Origin of the sequence: Aedoeadaptatus coxii, assembly GCF_001553115.1 — a bacterium.
Lineage (GTDB): Bacteria > Bacillota > Clostridia > Tissierellales > Peptoniphilaceae > Aedoeadaptatus > Aedoeadaptatus coxii.
Window position 1 is genome coordinate 60,075 of the sequence record NZ_KQ960183.1, and the last position, 16,474, is coordinate 76,548.

Annotated in this window: 25 protein-coding genes; all 25 read left to right on the forward strand. The window is 34.5% G+C overall.

The genetic code is table 11. From position 1 onward, the window contains the following. Nucleotides 1-109 precede the first annotated feature (109 nt). The 25 genes from HMPREF1863_RS08525 (at nt 110) to HMPREF1863_RS08640 (ending at nt 16,374) form a co-directional block, all read left to right on the forward strand. Nucleotides 110-367, forward strand: a complete 258-nt coding sequence (locus tag HMPREF1863_RS08525; RefSeq protein ID WP_068370067.1) for a sterile alpha motif-like domain-containing protein — start codon at nt 110-112, stop codon at nt 365-367. Next, a complete protein-coding gene (locus tag HMPREF1863_RS08530; protein WP_068370071.1) occupies nt 325-606 on the forward strand; it encodes a VRR-NUC domain-containing protein in 282 nt (93 codons plus the stop codon). The genes HMPREF1863_RS08525 and HMPREF1863_RS08530 overlap by 43 nt, the downstream gene beginning before the upstream one ends. Further along, entirely contained in the window at nt 607-1,953 is a 1,347-nt protein-coding gene (locus tag HMPREF1863_RS08535; RefSeq protein WP_068370074.1) for a DEAD/DEAH box helicase, read from the forward strand. Nucleotides 1,954-2,045: 92 nt separating this feature from the next. Continuing rightward, entirely contained in the window at nt 2,046-2,474 is a 429-nt protein-coding gene (locus HMPREF1863_RS08540) for a hypothetical protein (protein ID WP_068370075.1), read from the forward strand. 99 nt (nt 2,475-2,573) lie between these two features. Next, nucleotides 2,574-2,939: an HNH endonuclease gene (locus HMPREF1863_RS09010; RefSeq protein WP_083508593.1), complete on the forward strand. Its 366-nt coding sequence runs from the start codon at nt 2,574-2,576 to the stop codon at nt 2,937-2,939. Between the two features lie 222 nt (nt 2,940-3,161). Next, entirely contained in the window at nt 3,162-3,629 is a 468-nt protein-coding gene (locus tag HMPREF1863_RS08545) for a P27 family phage terminase small subunit (protein ID WP_083508594.1), read from the forward strand. 5 nt (nt 3,630-3,634) lie between these two features. Beyond that, nucleotides 3,635-4,417 carry an S-adenosylmethionine synthetase N-terminal domain-containing protein gene (locus tag HMPREF1863_RS08550; RefSeq protein ID WP_068370079.1) on the forward strand — a complete coding sequence of 261 codons (783 nt, stop codon included), beginning with the start codon at nt 3,635-3,637 and terminating at the stop codon, nt 4,415-4,417. After that, a complete protein-coding gene (locus HMPREF1863_RS08555; protein ID WP_232300144.1) occupies nt 4,414-5,667 on the forward strand; it encodes a site-specific DNA-methyltransferase in 1,254 nt (417 codons plus the stop codon). Before HMPREF1863_RS08550 ends, HMPREF1863_RS08555 begins: the two co-directional genes overlap by 4 nt. Further along, nucleotides 5,660-6,256 (forward strand): HNH endonuclease, encoded by a 597-nt coding sequence (locus HMPREF1863_RS08560; protein WP_068370080.1) that lies wholly within the window; start codon nt 5,660-5,662, stop codon nt 6,254-6,256. Before HMPREF1863_RS08555 ends, HMPREF1863_RS08560 begins: the two co-directional genes overlap by 8 nt. A 1-nt stretch (nt 6,257) precedes the next feature. Next, nucleotides 6,258-7,700, forward strand: a complete 1,443-nt coding sequence (gene dcm / locus HMPREF1863_RS08565) for a DNA cytosine methyltransferase (RefSeq protein ID WP_068370083.1) — start codon at nt 6,258-6,260, stop codon at nt 7,698-7,700. A 43-nt stretch (nt 7,701-7,743) separates the two neighbouring features. Then, the gene (locus HMPREF1863_RS08570) at nt 7,744-7,968 is read left to right on the forward strand and encodes a DUF4314 domain-containing protein (RefSeq protein ID WP_068370086.1); all 225 of its coding nucleotides are present in this window, start codon (nt 7,744-7,746) and stop codon (nt 7,966-7,968) included. Between the two features lie 85 nt (nt 7,969-8,053). Continuing rightward, entirely contained in the window at nt 8,054-8,386 is a 333-nt protein-coding gene (locus HMPREF1863_RS08575; protein ID WP_068370089.1) for a hypothetical protein, read from the forward strand. Then, nucleotides 8,387-8,617 carry a DUF6900 domain-containing protein gene (locus HMPREF1863_RS08580; protein WP_083329050.1) on the forward strand — a complete coding sequence of 77 codons (231 nt, stop codon included), beginning with the start codon at nt 8,387-8,389 and terminating at the stop codon, nt 8,615-8,617. Between the two features lie 92 nt (nt 8,618-8,709). Continuing rightward, entirely contained in the window at nt 8,710-10,299 is a 1,590-nt protein-coding gene (locus HMPREF1863_RS08585) for a terminase large subunit (RefSeq protein WP_068370093.1), read from the forward strand. A gap of 44 nt (nt 10,300-10,343) precedes the next feature. After that, nucleotides 10,344-10,763, forward strand: a complete 420-nt coding sequence (locus HMPREF1863_RS08590; RefSeq protein ID WP_068370096.1) for a nuclear transport factor 2 family protein — start codon at nt 10,344-10,346, stop codon at nt 10,761-10,763. Nucleotides 10,764-10,802: 39 nt separating this feature from the next. Continuing rightward, nucleotides 10,803-12,077, forward strand: coding sequence for a phage portal protein (locus HMPREF1863_RS08595; protein WP_068370099.1), 1,275 nt, complete (start codon nt 10,803-10,805; stop codon nt 12,075-12,077). Continuing rightward, nucleotides 12,067-12,753 carry a head maturation protease, ClpP-related gene (locus HMPREF1863_RS08600; RefSeq protein ID WP_019117850.1) on the forward strand — a complete coding sequence of 229 codons (687 nt, stop codon included), beginning with the start codon at nt 12,067-12,069 and terminating at the stop codon, nt 12,751-12,753. The genes HMPREF1863_RS08595 and HMPREF1863_RS08600 overlap by 11 nt, the downstream gene beginning before the upstream one ends. Before the next feature lie 2 nt (nt 12,754-12,755). After that, complete coding sequence (locus tag HMPREF1863_RS08605) at nt 12,756-13,946, forward strand: phage major capsid protein (protein ID WP_068370102.1); 1,191 nt, start codon at nt 12,756-12,758, stop codon at nt 13,944-13,946. 10 nt (nt 13,947-13,956) lie between these two features. After that, on the forward strand, nt 13,957-14,229 hold the full coding sequence (locus HMPREF1863_RS08610; protein ID WP_068370105.1) for a head-tail connector protein: 273 nt from the start codon (nt 13,957-13,959) through the stop codon (nt 14,227-14,229). Then, nucleotides 14,229-14,561: a phage head closure protein gene (locus HMPREF1863_RS08615; protein WP_068370107.1), complete on the forward strand. Its 333-nt coding sequence runs from the start codon at nt 14,229-14,231 to the stop codon at nt 14,559-14,561. The genes HMPREF1863_RS08610 and HMPREF1863_RS08615 overlap by 1 nt, the downstream gene beginning before the upstream one ends. Beyond that, nucleotides 14,558-14,938 (forward strand): HK97 gp10 family phage protein, encoded by a 381-nt coding sequence (locus HMPREF1863_RS08620; protein WP_068370110.1) that lies wholly within the window; start codon nt 14,558-14,560, stop codon nt 14,936-14,938. Before HMPREF1863_RS08615 ends, HMPREF1863_RS08620 begins: the two co-directional genes overlap by 4 nt. Further along, the gene (locus HMPREF1863_RS08625) at nt 14,931-15,257 is read left to right on the forward strand and encodes a hypothetical protein (protein ID WP_068370114.1); all 327 of its coding nucleotides are present in this window, start codon (nt 14,931-14,933) and stop codon (nt 15,255-15,257) included. The genes HMPREF1863_RS08620 and HMPREF1863_RS08625 overlap by 8 nt, the downstream gene beginning before the upstream one ends. Continuing rightward, on the forward strand, nt 15,250-15,429 hold the full coding sequence (locus HMPREF1863_RS08630; protein ID WP_068370117.1) for a hypothetical protein: 180 nt from the start codon (nt 15,250-15,252) through the stop codon (nt 15,427-15,429). The genes HMPREF1863_RS08625 and HMPREF1863_RS08630 overlap by 8 nt, the downstream gene beginning before the upstream one ends. Continuing rightward, nucleotides 15,419-16,015 carry a major tail protein gene (locus HMPREF1863_RS08635; protein WP_009431460.1) on the forward strand — a complete coding sequence of 199 codons (597 nt, stop codon included), beginning with the start codon at nt 15,419-15,421 and terminating at the stop codon, nt 16,013-16,015. Before HMPREF1863_RS08630 ends, HMPREF1863_RS08635 begins: the two co-directional genes overlap by 11 nt. Nucleotides 16,016-16,017: 2 nt before the next feature. Continuing rightward, nucleotides 16,018-16,374 carry a hypothetical protein gene (locus HMPREF1863_RS08640; RefSeq protein ID WP_044565579.1) on the forward strand — a complete coding sequence of 119 codons (357 nt, stop codon included), beginning with the start codon at nt 16,018-16,020 and terminating at the stop codon, nt 16,372-16,374. The last annotated feature ends 100 nt before the right edge of the window (nt 16,375-16,474 follow it).

Consider the following 16,474-nt stretch of genomic DNA (forward strand, 5'->3'; position numbering starts at 1 on the left):
TGGTGTGAATAGTTATAGCCTACTTTCTTTTATATATTATTTTTATTCTCTCGTGTAAAAGGTTTATATAAAGCTACACTATACAACACTTTAGAAAAATGGAGGATTTATGAATTTCTATAACTACATGATGAAAAATCACTTAAATGAAAAGTCTCCAAGAGGAGATTTAGCAAGAGATATGAAGGAAGATAGAGACTTTCCTAAAAATAAAACAGGGAAATTTAAGGGCTGGAAAAGACTGATTAAAAATTATTTAGAAAGTCAGGGTGCTTGTTATGATTGTATGATGACTTTTGAAGAAGCGTGGAAGGAGTATGAAAATTGCGAGAGAAAGAGATTGAATCTTCCCTTGTTAAAAGAGTAAAAGAGAACAAGGGTCTATGTCTTAAGTTTACATCCCCTTCAATGACGGGAATACCAGACAGGATAATACTTCTACCTAAAGGTAAAATCGGATTTGTTGAAACAAAAAGACCTGGAGGAGAACCAAGACCAATTCAGAAAAAGAGAATAAGGCAATTTAAAGATTTAGGTTTTAAGGTTTATGTTCTTGATTCAAAAGAAAACATTGATGAAATAATGAAGAGAATCGGAGGTGACTAATTGGAATATATTCCACATAAATATCAAAATTATGCTACTGAATTTATAAAAGAAAATAAAGAATCAGCACTTCTACTTGACATGGGTCTCGGCAAGACGGTTATAAGCCTAACAGCTATAAAAGATTTACTCTTTGATTCTTTTGAAATTTCTAAAGTTTTAATTATAGCACCACTAAGAGTTGCCAGAGACACTTGGAAGGAAGAAGTAGAAAAATGGTCTCACCTTGATATCTTAGAATATTCAGTAGCAATAGGAAGTGAAAAAGAAAGAATAAAAGCATTAAATAAGCAGGCAGATATTTATTTAATCAATAGGGAAAATATAGACTGGTTAATAAATAAAAGCGAACTACCATTCAACTACGACATGATCGTAATTGACGAATTATCATCTTTTAAGTCTCATAGGTCAAAGAGGTTTAGAGCATTAATGAAAGTTAGACCAAAGGTAAAAAGAATAGTTGGTCTTACTGGAACTCCATCATCTAACGGTCTAATGGATTTATGGGCTGAGTTTAGATTACTTGATATGGGTCAAAGACTTGGAAGATTTATTGGTCAGTACAGAGAAATCTATTTCAAACCTGATAAGAGAAATGGACCAATCATTTATTCCTATAAGCCACTTCCTTTTGCTGAAGATGCAATCTATGAAAAGATATCAGATATCACAGTTTCTATGAAAGCTGAAGACTATCTAAAAATGCCAGAGAAGATAAACAATGAAGTCTTTGTAAATCTATCAGATAAAGAAAGAGATATCTACGAGACCTTAAAAAAAGACTTGGTTGTTAGTATTAAGGATAAAGATATAGATGCAGTTAATGCTGCTGCACTTTCTAATAAGTTACTTCAAATGGCGTCAGGTTCTGTTTATGATGAAGATAAAAATATGATTCATATTCATGATAGAAAGCTTGATGCCTTGGAAGATTTAATAGAAAGCGCAAATGGTAAACCAGTATTAACAGCTTATTGGTATAAGTCAGATTTAAAAAGAATCAAAGAAAGATTTGATGTGAGAGAACTTAAAACAAGTGAGGACTTTAAAGAATGGAATCAAGGCAACATTCCTGTAGCTATTATTCATCCAGCATCTGCCGGTCACGGACTTAACCTACAAGCTGGAGGTTCAACCCTTATTTGGTTTTCTCTTACTTGGTCCTTAGAACTTTATGAACAAACCAATGCCAGACTTTATAGGCAAGGGCAGAAAGAAACAGTTGTGATTCATCATATCTTAGCAAAAGGAACTATTGATGAAGACGTGATGAAAGCATTAGAAAATAAGAACAAAACACAAGCTGCACTTATTGATGCAGTGAAAGCAAATCTAGAGAGTTAATGTTATAGAATGTCACTATCAAAATTTGCTAAGCTTAATATACGAGTAGGAGTTCTATGGAGAACTTACCTCAAAACTTATGGAGGTAAGAAATGAACGCAAAAGAATATTTAAAACAAGCTTTTTATTTAGACAAAAGAATTAATAGCAAGCTGGAGCAAGTTGAATCACTCAACGCTCTAGCAACAAAAGCTACATCGACTTTATCAGATATGCCTAAGAGCCTTAGTAGAGGAACATCAAAACTTGAAGATACTATCGTAAAGATTGTAGATCTCCAAGAAGAAATAAATAGGGATATAGATAAGTTGGTAGACTTGAAAGCAGAGATGGTTGGAACAATCAAACAGATTCAAAATAAGGAACTTCAAGTTATCCTTGAAAAAAGATATCTTTGTTATGAGACTTGGGAGAAGATAGCAGTTGATATGAATTACGATATTAGGCATATTCATAGGCTTCACAATCTGGGGTTAAAAGAAACTTCAAATCTAATCAAACCTTGTCATGAAATGTCATAGAATGTCACTATGGAGTTGTAGTATTATTAAAATAGCAAAAGAATAATTAATAGAGCCTTGAAGATTTAATCTTCGAGGCTTTCTTTATGGAGTGATAAAGTGCCAAGAAAACCTAAGAGACCATGTTCACATCCAGGTTGTCCAGAGTTAGTTGATGGACGATTCTGTAAGAAACATGAGAAAGAATACAACAAAAACTATGAAAAATATAAACGAGACCCTAAAACTCACAAGCGTTATGGAAAAGCGTGGAGACTTATAAGAAAAAGATATGTCAGTGAACATCCACTTTGTGAAATGTGTTTAAAAGAAAATAGAATGACAAAGGTAGAGGAAGTACATCACATACTTCCTCTTTCTCGTGGTGGAACTAATGACGAAGATAATCTTATGAGTCTTTGTAAATCTTGTCATTCAAAGATTCATGCAAAGAGTGGAGATAGATTTGGACGAGAAAAGTTTTGAGGGAGGGGGAGTCGTTATCTTAAAAGCTGATTTCCCTACCAACGGTGCCGCCCTCTCACGCACAAAAAAACGGGTTCAAAGGCCCTATTAAAGAATAATAAACTAGGAGGTGATACTATCGCTAAAGACGGAACATATAGAGGTGGAAGAAGAGTAAAAGCAGGAGGAAAACCACAGCCTGCTGTTGAAAAAATAGAAAAAGGTAAAAAAGTAGAAATACTAATGAATGATATTCCAACATTCACTCCAGAAGAAATAGATGCAGTTGACTTACCAGATGGAGCAGTTCTTGATGGAACAGATATGCCAGCACCTAGTGATTATCTATCTGCAAAACAAAAGAATGGAATACCACTAGGTGCAGATGAAATATATAAAGAGACATGGGGTTGGTTAAAACAGAGAAACTGTGAAAACTTAGTAAATCCAAGATTATTAGAATCCTACTCCCAGGCTTTTGCAAGATACATTCAATGTGAAGAGGCAATAAGTCAATTTGGACTTTTAGGAAAGCATCCTACAACTGGTGGAGTTATTGCATCTCCATTTGTACAGATGTCTAGTCAGTTTCAAAAGACAGCAAATCTTCTATGGTATGAAATTTATGACATAGTGAAAGAAAACTGTACTGAAGTTTATGAAGATTATGGAGAAGATATGATGGAAAAATTACTAAGACAGAGGAGGTAATAAATTTGTTTGAAAAAGTAAATCCAAAGCATCCAGATAAAATAGCAGATTGCATCGCTGGTGCAATTGTAGATTTAGCATATAAAGCAAAAGATAATCCTAAAATAGCAGTTGAAGTTTTGCTGGGACATGGAAATTGTCATGTAATTATAGAAACAGATTGTAATCTAAATAAAAAAGAAATTGAAACAGCGATTAAGAGGATAGCTGGAGATATCAAAGCAGATATTAAAATAGTAGAACAGGATATCCACCTATCAAATAATCAAAAAGAAAAGATAAGATGTGGTGACAATGGAATCTTTAAGGGAGTACCTATATCAGATGAAGAAAAGAAACTATCTCTAATTGCTCGTGAAATTTTTTCTAATTATCCTTACGATGGAAAATACATTCTTGATGGAGATAAACTCATCATATGCCAGTCAAATATATCTACAGAAATCTTAAAATCAATTTATCCAAAAACTATCGTGAATCCACTTGGAGATTGGACTGGAGGATTTAATGTTGATACTGGAGCGACAAATAGAAAACTCGGCTCAGATATGGGACGAGCAGTAACGGGTGGAGGCCTTCATGGTAAAGACCTATCCAAGGCCGATGTATCAGTTAATATTTATGCCCACCTAAAGGCACAAGATGAAAATAAAGAGATTGAATTATCCTGTGCAATCGGGGATGAAACTGTTGATGGTAGACCATATTCAGAAATTGTAGAAATTGCTAGAAACTACATTAACTCTATTGGTGGTTTTGAGGAATTTGCTAAGTGGGGGCTAATATGATGAAAGAAGGACTATTACAATATGAATTAAAAAATGTAGATGAACTCATCCCATATATTAATAATGCTAGAACACATACTGACGAACAAATTAATAAGGTAGCTGCATCTATAAAAGAATTTGGATTTTTAAATCCTATCTTAATTTCAGATGAGAATGTTATTACAGCAGGACATTGCAGACTTCTAGCGGCTAAGAAACTAGGACTAAATAAAGTTCCATGTATTTTAGAAAATCATCTCACAGAGGCACAAAGAAAAGCATATGTACTTGCTGATAATAAGCTAAGTCTTGATGCTGGTTGGGATGAAGAACTATTGAGAGTTGAAATTGAATCCCTAGAAGATTATGGATTTAATGTAGAGCTTACAGGATTTTCAACTGAAGAATTATCTTCGCTCTTTGACCTTGGCGTAGAGGCTGAAGAAGATGACTTTGATGTTGAAGAAGAACTTAAAAAGCCTATTTTTTCCAAGGAAGGAGATATTTGGACTCTAGGTCGACATAAAGTTATCTGTGGAGATTCTACTCTATGGGATACTTTTGAAAAGTTACTAGGCGAAACTAAGGTCAATTTAGTATGTACCGATGCACCATATTTTGTTGAATTAAAAAATAAATCGGGAACAATTAAAAATGACAACTTAAATGATAAAGAGGCCTATGAATTTTTAATGAAGGTCTTTACAAACTTTAAAGACGCAATGGCTAAGGATGCATCAATTTATGAATTCTATGCAACTATGAAAGCTAGAGTTTTCTATGATGCTTTTGAAGATGCAGGATTTAAAGTTGGTGCAGGGCTTATTTGGAAAAAACCAAGAGCTCCTTTCATGAGAACAGATTGGAAATTTAATATGGAGCCTATTATTTTTGGTTGGAGAAAAGATGGAAAGCATAACTGGTATGGAGATCAAAAACAAACAGCAGTCTTTGAATTCGATGGAATTAAAGATTCAGAAAAAGAAGGATGTGGTCATCCATCATCAAAACCAGTACCTCTCATTGCCTACCTAATTAAACAATCTACACAAACGAATGGCTTAGTCCTTGATGGATTTTTAGGAAGTGCATCTACATTAATTGCCTGTGAGGAGCTTAATCGAATCTGCTATGGAATAGAAATAGAACCTAAATTTGTTGATGTAGCAGTAAAAAGATATTTAAATCTAGTTGGTAGTGATGATGAGATAAAACTTCTAAGAGAAGGTAAAGAATACAAGTATTCGGAGGTTCTAAAAGATGAGTAACATAAAATATTATTTATCTGAAGACTCTGGTATTGCTTTAGGAGAAACTGAAGACGGTGTAATTTTCAAACTAGATGCAAATAGAGTTAATGAAATAAAAAATGTGAATTTCTATTATTGTAGACAAGGCTATGAAAATATGTACATGATGGATTCAAAAGGTAGAGTCCTACATGATTATTTATTTCCTCACATAGATGGTTTTGAGATAGATCACATTAACATGGATACTCTAGATAATAGAGCCTGTAATATAAGGTATTGCACTCATCAGCAGAATCAAATAAATCAAGGCTTGCAAAAAAATAATACTTCTGGAGTTGTTGGAGTAAGTTTCTATAAACCAAGAAATAAGTTTAGAGCAAGAATAAAAATTAGTGGCAAAGATATTCACTTGGGCTACTACGATACATTTGATGACGCTGTAAAAGCTAGAAATGTTGCCATGAAGTGTTTGTTTGGTGGTTTTGGACAATATAATAAAATTGATTTTATTCCAAAATGGATAGAAAATAAGGTTATTGAAAAATGCACACCATATGCTGATTTAGCAGCAAGTAGTGCATTTTTTGATTTTTGGGGTATTTAAGATGAATAAAGAACTAAGATTAGGTTCACTATTTGACGGCAGTGGAGGATTTCCTTTAGCTGCTATTTTTTGTGAAATAAAACCTATATGGGCATCGGAGGTTGAGCCTTTTCCAATAAGAGTTACACAGAAAAACCTACCTCAAATTAAACATTTAGGAGATATAAAAGATATCGACGGGTATGGAATTGAACCCGTTGATATTATCTCCTTTGGCAGTCCTTGTCAAGATTTATCAATTGCTGGTAAAAGGGCAGGACTTGAAGGAGAAAAATCCAACCTTTTTTATGAGGCCACAAGAGTTATAAAAGAAATGAGGTGTAAAACTAATGGTAAGTATCCAAGATACCTACTATGGGAAAATGTGCCAGGAGCCTTCTCATCTAACAAAGGAGAGGATTTTAGATGCGTCCTTGAAGAAATTACAAGAATTAAAGATTCCACAATTAAACTTCCTCGACCTTCGAGGTGGAAAAGTGCAGGAAAAATCCTGGGAGACAATTTTTCCCTTGCTTGGAGAGTCCTTGATGATAAATACTTTGGAGTACCCCAACGAAGGAGAAGAATCTTCCTTGTCGCAGATCTTGATGGAGGAAGTTCCAGAGAAATATTATTTGAGCAAAAAAGCTTGTCAGGGAATACTTCACAGGGCTGCGAGAAAGGGAAAAGAAATACCAGAGCCATTAAAGAAAGCTTTAATAGAACAATCTGTTTAAATGACCAAGGTGGAGAAAGGATGGACTTTTATTCTGATGAAAGCGGAACCTTGAGAGCAAGTGGAGGAATTGCACCATTCGTTTTTGAAAATCACAGTCAAGACTCAAGGTATAAAGGACCATTAAAAGAAACACAAACACTTGCATCAAACTTAGGACAAGGTGGAAATAACCAACCATTTGTAGTCTACGATATAAGACAAACTTCAGAAAATACTAAAAATGAAAGACATAATATTTACGAGTGTGACGTTTCAAGGACTATAGATACATCTGGAAATACGCCTACCAGGAATCAAGGAGGGGTAGCTATTGTTGAAGATACCTATTCAATGAGTAAGAACTCATATTTTACAAAAGCAGATAAAAATATATCATCACCTTTACTGGCTACTGATTATAAAGACCCACCGCTTGTAAACCAGAGACTTGTAAGGAGACTAACACCAAAAGAATGTGGAAGATTACAAGGGTTCCCAGATTACTGGTGTGATAACTTAGAAATAGAAAATCCAACAGATGAGGACTTGTCTTTTTGGAGAGAAGTTTTTGATAAGGATGCTGAAATAAAAGGTCTTAAAAAGAAGAAAACAGATAAGCAGATATTAAAATGGCTTAAAAATCCTCATACTGATTCTGCAGAATATAAAATGTGGGGCAATGGAATTGCTCTTCCATGCGCTATATATATTTTCAAAAGACTTATAAATACTGCAAATAAGACTTGATATAAATCTTGAATTAAGTGATATATGTGTGTGAGGTGATTAGATGATTTCAAGGGAAATTATACAAAAATTAAAAGAGGCGTATCCAGTAGGTACGAGAGTGAAACTAATCCAAATGGAAGATGACCAAGCACCTCCAGTTGGAACTTTAGGCACAGTTTACGGGGTGGATGCCATTGGATCAATCCTAGTAAAATGGGATAATGGTTCAATGTTAAATGTAATTTTCAGAGTGGATAGAATAGAAAAGATATCGAGTAAAGGTTGAAATATAGCCATTATATCCTTTAATTAACTTGACTTATTTTTGACAGTACGGTTATATGTACATACAAAAAGATAAGGAGAAAAATATGGCATACAAATACATGAAAACACAGGAAGATTTAAATGAGTTAATCGACTCTTCAGCAATTACAATGCTTGGACTTTACGAAGGAGAAAATGGAGACTTAGCTTTCCAAGATTATTTAAAAGACTACCTTGAAGATGACACAATTTATATCACAATGGGAAAAACAATTAACGAATTTTATGGAACTAGCCTTCCTGAAGACTTAAGGATAGTAAGTTTAAAATACAACAAGTTAGGAAGACTTCCAATTATAAGACTTGAGATTGGAGCGAAATGGTTTGATGACTTTATAGACAATCTCCAAAAGAATAAGAAAAGAGGAGTGAGATAAATGACAAACCAAGAATTGAAAAGGCAATGCTTTTTAGAGGCCACCAAAAGAATTAATGAAAAAAGAGATAAAGCACTTTTAGAAATTGCCAAGAAACATTCTTATGCAATAGAAGAAAGAGGAGACTTAGAAAAAAGAAACAATGATTCAGAAGACTTTTTAGAAGTTTCAGTATGGTCATTAAAAGAAATGTTAAAAGAGGCCTATGAATTAGGAAAACAAAATAATTAGAAATCAAGAAATTGAGCGAAGGCTCTTTTTCTCGTAGTGAACTAGCTAACGGCTAGTATTTTTTATGCCTATTTTTCAAGGAAGGAGGTCAAATGAAATATAAACCAACAAAATTTATGCTACCTACATCTCACTATGATAAAAATAAAGCAGACTATGCTGTCACCTTTATAGAATGCCTAAAACATACAAAAGGTAGATGGGCAGGTAAAGATTTCAAGCTTATTGACTGGCAAGAAGAAATCATTAGAGACTTGTTTGGAATTGTGAAAGATACAGGGTATCGACAATTTAATACAGCCTATATTGAAATACCAAAGAAAATGGGAAAGTCAGAACTTGCAGCTGCTGTAGCACTCCTCCTTACTTGCGGTGATGGAGAGGAAAGAGCAGAAGTTTATGGTTGTGCTGCTGATAGGCAACAAGCAACAATCGTCTTTGATGTTGCAGCTGATATGGTAAGGATGAGCCCAGCCTTATCTAAAAGAGTAAAAATTCTAGCATCTCAAAAGAGGATGATTTATAAACCTACCAATTCTTTCTATCAAGTTCTATCTGCAGAGGCTTATTCCAAACACGGATTTAATATTCATGGTGTCGTATTTGACGAACTTCACACTCAGCCAAATAGAAAATTATTTGATGTTATGACAAAAGGGTCTGGCGATGCAAGAACCCAACCTCTATATTTTCTTATAACAACTGCAGGAACAGATACAAAATCAATCTGCTATGAGACGCATCAAAAGGCAGTTGATATACTGGAAGGAAGAAAAACTGATCCAACTTTTTATCCTGTGATTTATGGAGCAGATAGAGAAGACGATTGGACAGATGAAAAAGTATGGCATAAGGCAAATCCGTCTCTTGGAATTACAGTTCCTATAGAAAAAGTAAGACAAGCTTGTGAATCGGCTAAGCAAAACCCAACTGAAGAAAATGCCTTTAGGCAACTAAGACTTAACCAATGGGTCAAGCAAGCAATTAGGTGGATGCCTATGGAAAAATGGGACCTATGTAATTTTATTGTTAATGAAGAAGAATTAAAAGGCAGAGTTTGTTATGGAGGTCTTGACCTATCAAGCACAACGGATATTACAGCCTTTGTTTTAGTCTTTCCTCCAATAGACGAAGATGATAAATATCAAATATTACCTTACTTTTGGTTACCAGAAGACAACCTCGACCTAAGAGTAAAAAGAGACCATGTAAACTATGACCTATGGGAAAAACAAGGCTATATTATGACAACAGAAGGTAATGTTGTTCATTATGGGTTTATAGAAAAATTTATAGAAGACTTAGGTGAGAAATATAACATCCGAGAAATTGCCTTTGACAGGTGGGGAGCAGTTCAGATGGTTCAAAACTTAGAAGGCATGGGTTTTACAGTAGTTCCATTTGGTCAAGGATTTAAAGATATGTCTCCACCAACTAAAGAACTAATGAAACTAACTCTCGAAAGAAAAATAGCCCATGGAGGTCATCCAGTATTAAGGTGGATGATGGATAATATCTTTATTCGAACAGATCCAGCTGGAAACATAAAGGCAGACAAAGAAAAGTCTACAGAAAAAATAGATGGAGTTATAGCTACAATTATGGCACTTGACAGGGCTATAAGGTGTGGCAATGATACAAGTGAATCTGTTTATGACGATAGGGGTCTGATTGTTTTTTAATATGGGTATATAAATAAAATAGAAACATTTTTGAGGTGATATTCATGAGGAATAGAGAAGATATTATTCGTTTATGGTTTGATATGTGTATAAAAAAACAAGACTTAGGAATTAAAGATATTTTTGCTAATGATATTGTGTATACAGAAAGTTGGGGGCCAAAGTATAATAATCGCAGTACACTCGAGTTATGGTTTAAAGAATGGAACAGTCGTGCAAAAGTTGAAACATGGGATATTGTACAATTTTTAGACTTTAAAGACCAATCAATTGTGGAATGGCATTTTAAATCAGTGATGAATAATGGGAAAATTGATGAATTTAATGGAATTTCTTTGGTTAAATGGGATTTTGATAATAAAATAATAGAATTAAAAGAATTTGGATGTAATATAGATAATTATAATCCATATGCTTATGGAGAGATTCCTAAATTTAGAAAAGAAAAGTCAAAGTGGTTTTAACATATATTCATGATATTTTTTTAGCATCTACATTAGTAGGTGCTTTTTTCATGCCTACTTTTAGGAGGTGGTAATATAAACATTTTAGATTTAATATTCAAGTCAAGAGACAAACCTAAAGACGGGGAGAGGATATCTTCATCGTCTTTTTTATTTGGAAGAACTGCAGCAGGAAGGAATGTCAACGAATTTACTGCTATGCAAATGACAGCAGTTTATTCATGCGTGAGAGTTCTTGCTGAAACCTTAGCAGGACTTCCTCTTCATCTATATAAAAGAGGAGATTCAAACTCTAAGGAAAAAGCAAAAGGCCATGCCATATATTTTCTTTTGCACGATGAACCAAATACTGAGATGACTTCATTTGTATTTAGAGAAACACTAATGACCCATCTACTACTTTGGGGTAATGCTTATGCTCAGATAATTCGTAATGGAAGAAATGAGGTTATTGGTCTCTACCCACTAATGCCAAACAAGATGACTGTTATGAGAAGTGAAGAAGGAGAAATATTTTATAAATACAATCATAAATCAGAAGAAGTTTATCTTTTAAAAGGAGATGTCCTTCATATTCCAGGACTTGGCTTTGATGGCCTTATTGGCTACTCACCAATTACCATGGCTAAAAATGCTATTGGTATGGCTATGGCTTGTGAAGATTATGGTGCATCTTTCTTCCAAAATGGAGCACAGCCAGGTGGAGTTTTAGAACACCCAGGTATTATCAAAGACCCAGAAAGAGTAAGGGAGTCATGGAATGCAGCCTTTCAAGGGCCTAAGAACGCCAACAAAGTGGCTGTACTTGAAGAAGGGATGAAATACCAACCCATAGCAATAGCACCAAGTGAAGCCCAGTTTTTAGAAACCAGAAAATTTCAGCTAAATGAGATAGCAAGAATATTCAGAATACCACCTCATATGATCGGCGACCTAGAGAGGTCATCATTTTCAAATATAGAACAGCAGTCACTTGAGTTTGTTAAATACACTCTTGACCCTTGGATTGTTCGTTGGGAGCAATCTTTGGAAAGAGCACTACTAACAAAGAAAGAAAAAGAATCCTACTTTATTAAATTTAACCTTGATGGACTTCTAAGAGGAGACTATGAATCAAGAATGAATGGATATGCTGTAGGAAGACAGAATGGTTGGATGAGTGCAAATGACATAAGAGAATTAGAAAACCTAGATAGGATATCAGCTGAAGAAGGTGGAGACTTATATCTTGTAAATGGAAATATGCTACCGCTTGATAAAGCTGGTAGTTTTTATCAGCAGAAAGGAGAAGAAATAAATCCTAATGAAGAATAATAAAATATTTTGGAACTGGAAAAAGGATTCAAATGAACTCTATATAGATGGAGTAATTGCAGAAGAGTCTTGGTTTGATGATGAAATCACACCAAGGCTCTTTTTTGAAGAATTAAAAAATAAAAGTGGAGACATAACTGTGTGGATCAACTCTCCTGGTGGAGATTGTATAGCTGCATCAAGAATTTACACCATGCTTTTAGAGCACAAGGGAAATGTGACTATTAAGATTGACGGGCTTGCAGCATCAGCAGCATCAGTCATTGCTATGGCAGGAACTGAAGTATTGATGAGTCCTACCTCACTAATGATGATTCACAACCCCTTAACTGTAGCCATTGGTGACTCAAAAGAAATGCAAAAAGCCATAGATATGTTAAAGGAAGTCAAGGAATCAATCATCAATGCTTATGAGATTAAGACAGGTTTATCAAGAGAAGAAATTTCTAATCTAATGGATGGAGAGACTTGGTTTGATAAGAACAAGGCTATTGAGATGGGTTTTTGTGATGGAACTCTCACTGACAAAAGAAAAGATGAAAAAGTCACTAATATGGTTTTTTCAAGACGAGCAGTTACAAACTCACTTTTAACAAAGATAAATAAAGAAGTAAAGACTCACTCAATGAGTGAGGTAGAAGAAAGATTAAACAAAATTAAAAACACTTGGAGGTAATTATGAATTTAAAAGAACTTTTAGAAAAGAGAACTAAGGCTTGGGATGAGGCAAAGGCATTTGCTGAATCTAAGAAAGATGAAAAGGGTCTAATGTCTGATGAAGACTTTAAGACATATGAAGAGATGGAAAGAACTATCGAGAATTATACTCGTGAAATTGAAAGAAAGAAGAGGGAAGAAGAAATGGATAAATCCTTAGAAAAACCTACTACTCAAGCACTAACAAATGAACCTGCTACTTTTAATGAAGAAGAAAAGCCAATGAGGGCAAGAAATGTCTATAAGAAATCTATGATGAAAGCATTAAGAACTAACTTTAGAGATATTTCCAATGAATTAAAAGTTGGTACAGATGAAAGTGGTGGATATTTAGTTCCAGAAGAAATGGAAACAGATATTGTAAATGGTCTTGAAGATGAAAATATTGTAAGAAAACTAGCTACAAAAGTTCAAACTTCAGGACTTCATAAAATCAATATTGCAGCTACAAAACCAGCTGCCCTATGGGTTGAAGAAGGTGGTCAACTAACCTTTGGAGATGGCACATTTGATCAAGTATCTCTTGATGCACATAAACTTCATGTTGGAATTAAAGTAACTGAAGAGCTTCTCTATGATGCAGCCTTTAATCTAGAAAAATACATCACTGAAGAATTTACTAGAGCACTAGCAAATGCTGAAGAGGATGCCTTCCTAAATGGAGATGGAGTAAATAAACCTACAGGAATTTTTGACTCTAAAAAGGGTGGAGAACTTGGCCTGACAACAAAGGCTCAAACAATTAATGCGGATGAACTAATTGATTTAGTTTACTCATTAGACAGACCTTATAGGAAGAAAGCAGCCTTCATATTAAATGATGCAACAGTTGCTCAAATTAGAAAGCTTAAAGATGTTAATGGTGCATATATTTGGCAACCATCACTTAAAGATGGAGAACCAGATAGACTTTTAGGATATCCTGCCTACACATCTGCCTTTGCTCCAAAAGCTGATAAAGGAAAACTTGCTGTAGCCTTTGGCGATTTTTCGTACTACAAGATTGGAGATAGAGGAAATAGATCTTTCCAAGACTTAAAGGAACTATTTGCTGGTAATGGCATGATTGGTTTCTTAGGCAAAGAAAGAGTTGATGGAATCCTAGTTTTAAGAGAAGCAGTTAAACTATTAAAAATTGGTGCCACTGCCTAAGGAGTAAATTATGATTACTCTTGAAGAGGCAAAATCCTATTTAAGGGTGGATTTTGATGATGAGGATGAGATGATTAATTCTCTCATCCAATCATCAATAAAACACTCCATGGATGTAGCCAGAGTTGATAGTGAAGAAGACCTTTCTAAAAATCCAAATGGAAAGATAGCTGTCCTCTATATGACTGCTTATCTTTATGAACACCGAGAAGAGGCAGATTATTCTGAATTAAACTTAACTCTAAGGGCTTTATTGTTTGGAATGAGAAAGGCTGAGTTCTAATGAGGATATCAGATTTAAATAGAAAAATAATCTTTCAAAATAAAAATGTTGAGGTGGATAGAATTGGTAACCATAAGTCAGTATGGACGGATTATCTAGAAACGTCAGCCTATATTTCTTTTCAAGGTAAAGGCGAAGAAGTTTTTCTTGGGATGGAAGTAGATAGGTCAGATATTTCTTTTACTGTGAGATTTCAAAATAGGTTAAAGAATATTAACACTTCAGAATACAGAATTCTATTTGATGATGAAATGTACAATATCATCTCAATTGACTTTATGAACTATGAAAATAGACTTATAAAGTTTAGATGTAGGAAGGTGAGTAGATGAATGTAAAAATTGAAAACCTCGCCAATGAAATAATGAAGGGCTTAGAAGAATATTCTGATATGGCAACAGATGAAGTCAAAAAGGAAGTTAAAAAAGCTGGTAGCAATATTAGAAAAGACATACAAGAAAATGCACCTGTAGGAGAAACAAAGAAATATTCTAAATCTTGGTCTGTAAAAACTATAAAAGAAACTTCAAATTCAATAGAACTTGTAGTTCACTCAAGAAATAGATATCAGCTGGCTCATCTACTTGAAAAAGGTCACGTCCTAAGACAAGGTGGAAGAGTGTCTGCTAAGCCACACATTGGGCCAGCTGAAGAGAAAGGAATCAGAGAATTGGAAGAAAATATTATGAGGAAACTAAACAATGGATAGGCTATTAAAAATAATTGAAGATATGGGACTTCCCTTTGCATATTCACATTTTGCTGAGGGAGAAAGTCCAGATCCCCCATTTATGGTCTACCTATTTCCAAAGAATAAGCACTTTGGTGCAGATGGAGTAGTTTTCTATAAAAACACCCAGATAGACTTAGAGCTTTATACTGATAAGAAAGATTTAAAATTAGAAGAAAAAATAGAAGAGATACTTGATAGAGAAAAAATCTATTATGAAAAATCTGAAGTTTGGATTGAATCAGAGAGACTCTATGAGGTTCTCTATGAATTTACTATGGAGGTAAAAAATGGCTAATAAAGTTAAATTTAATATTTGTAATGTTAATGACCTAACCCCACGAGCCTTGCGAGTGGCAGGTAGGTCAGATGTCACGCAATCCAATTCTCTGCGACTGATAAGGAGCGAAGAGAATTGTGATGGAGCTGACTCACTACAATTTATGGGAGGTAACAATTATGGCAAATAAGGTAAAGTTTAATATTTGTAATGTGCATTACGCTCTCTTTGATAAAGCCGAAGAGGGCGTTATTAAATATAAGACACCAGTACCGATGCCTGGTGCTGTTTCAATTTCACTAGATCCAAATGGAGAGCCTGAAAGCTTTTATGCAGATGGAATTGAATACTACACTATTTCAAACAATATGGGATATGACGGAGATTTGGAAATCGCTCTTATTCCAGAATCCTTTAGGACTGATGTTTTGATGGAAAAATCAGACTCCAATAAAGTTCTAATTGAGTCTTCAAACTCTGAAACTGCAAACTTTGCACTGTTATTTGAGTTTGATGGAGACCAAAAGAAAATCCGTCACGTTATGTATAACTGTTCAGCAGCAAGACCTACTCTCGAAGGAGAAACTAATGAAGAATCAAGAGAAGTTCAACCAGAAACCTTATCTATCCAAGCAAGACCACTTCCAAATGGAAATGTAAAGGCTAGAACAGGTGAAGAAACTACGAAGGAAACTTACGATGGTTGGTATAAGTCAGTCTATATGCCAACAGAAACGACAGTAACACCTTCAAGAGCAAGTGTTGGAGGTAAATAAATATGGCACTAACCAAGAAAATTCAAATTGATGGGAAAGATGTTGTTTTCCGTGCATCAGCAGCTATCCCAAGAATCTATAGACTTAAATTTGGAAGAGATATCTTCAAAGACTTGATGGAATTAGAAAAGTCCATGAAGAAAAATGATGAAGATAAATCTAACCTTGATATAGGTTCATTAGAACTATTTGAAAATATAGCCTATGTAATGGCAAAGCATGGAGACAAATCTGTTCCTGATAGTCCAGAAGAATGGTTAGATAATTTCTCAACCTTTTCAATTTACCAAATTCTACCTCAGCTAATTGAGTTGTGGGGACTTAATATAAAATCGGAAGAAGTTCCTAAAAAAAAGTAAGACCAACAGAAAGACCAATGACTACACCCTTGTTTCTATTAAGGGCAGTGGAACTTGGTCTTTCTGTTTCTGATTTATCCCTACTAACAATTGGACTTGT

Bases quoted from the DNA above. Each gene is read 5' to 3' on its own strand.
- HMPREF1863_RS08525 (WP_068370067.1), top strand. From the start codon at position 110: ATGAATTTCTATAACTACATGATGAAAAATCACTTAAATGAAAAGTCT.
- HMPREF1863_RS08540 (WP_068370075.1), top strand. From the start codon at position 2,046: ATGAACGCAAAAGAATATTTAAAACAAGCTTTTTATTTAGACAAAAGA.
- HMPREF1863_RS08545 (WP_083508594.1), top strand. From the start codon at position 3,162: ATGAATGATATTCCAACATTCACTCCAGAAGAAATAGATGCAGTTGAC.
- HMPREF1863_RS08555 (WP_232300144.1), top strand. From the start codon at position 4,414: ATGATGAAAGAAGGACTATTACAATATGAATTAAAAAATGTAGATGAA.
- HMPREF1863_RS08560 (WP_068370080.1), top strand. From the start codon at position 5,660: ATGAGTAACATAAAATATTATTTATCTGAAGACTCTGGTATTGCTTTA.
- dcm (WP_068370083.1), top strand. From the start codon at position 6,258: ATGAATAAAGAACTAAGATTAGGTTCACTATTTGACGGCAGTGGAGGA.
- HMPREF1863_RS08570 (WP_068370086.1), top strand. From the start codon at position 7,744: ATGATTTCAAGGGAAATTATACAAAAATTAAAAGAGGCGTATCCAGTA.
- HMPREF1863_RS08575 (WP_068370089.1), top strand. From the start codon at position 8,054: ATGGCATACAAATACATGAAAACACAGGAAGATTTAAATGAGTTAATC.
- HMPREF1863_RS08580 (WP_083329050.1), top strand. From the start codon at position 8,387: ATGACAAACCAAGAATTGAAAAGGCAATGCTTTTTAGAGGCCACCAAA.
- HMPREF1863_RS08585 (WP_068370093.1), top strand. From the start codon at position 8,710: ATGAAATATAAACCAACAAAATTTATGCTACCTACATCTCACTATGAT.
- HMPREF1863_RS08590 (WP_068370096.1), top strand. From the start codon at position 10,344: ATGAGGAATAGAGAAGATATTATTCGTTTATGGTTTGATATGTGTATA.
- HMPREF1863_RS08600 (WP_019117850.1), top strand. From the start codon at position 12,067: ATGAAGAATAATAAAATATTTTGGAACTGGAAAAAGGATTCAAATGAA.
- HMPREF1863_RS08605 (WP_068370102.1), top strand. From the start codon at position 12,756: ATGAATTTAAAAGAACTTTTAGAAAAGAGAACTAAGGCTTGGGATGAG.
- HMPREF1863_RS08610 (WP_068370105.1), top strand. From the start codon at position 13,957: ATGATTACTCTTGAAGAGGCAAAATCCTATTTAAGGGTGGATTTTGAT.
- HMPREF1863_RS08615 (WP_068370107.1), top strand. From the start codon at position 14,229: ATGAGGATATCAGATTTAAATAGAAAAATAATCTTTCAAAATAAAAAT.
- HMPREF1863_RS08620 (WP_068370110.1), top strand. From the start codon at position 14,558: ATGAATGTAAAAATTGAAAACCTCGCCAATGAAATAATGAAGGGCTTA.
- HMPREF1863_RS08625 (WP_068370114.1), top strand. From the start codon at position 14,931: ATGGATAGGCTATTAAAAATAATTGAAGATATGGGACTTCCCTTTGCA.
- HMPREF1863_RS08630 (WP_068370117.1), top strand. From the start codon at position 15,250: ATGGCTAATAAAGTTAAATTTAATATTTGTAATGTTAATGACCTAACC.
- HMPREF1863_RS08635 (WP_009431460.1), top strand. From the start codon at position 15,419: ATGGCAAATAAGGTAAAGTTTAATATTTGTAATGTGCATTACGCTCTC.
- HMPREF1863_RS08640 (WP_044565579.1), top strand. From the start codon at position 16,018: ATGGCACTAACCAAGAAAATTCAAATTGATGGGAAAGATGTTGTTTTC.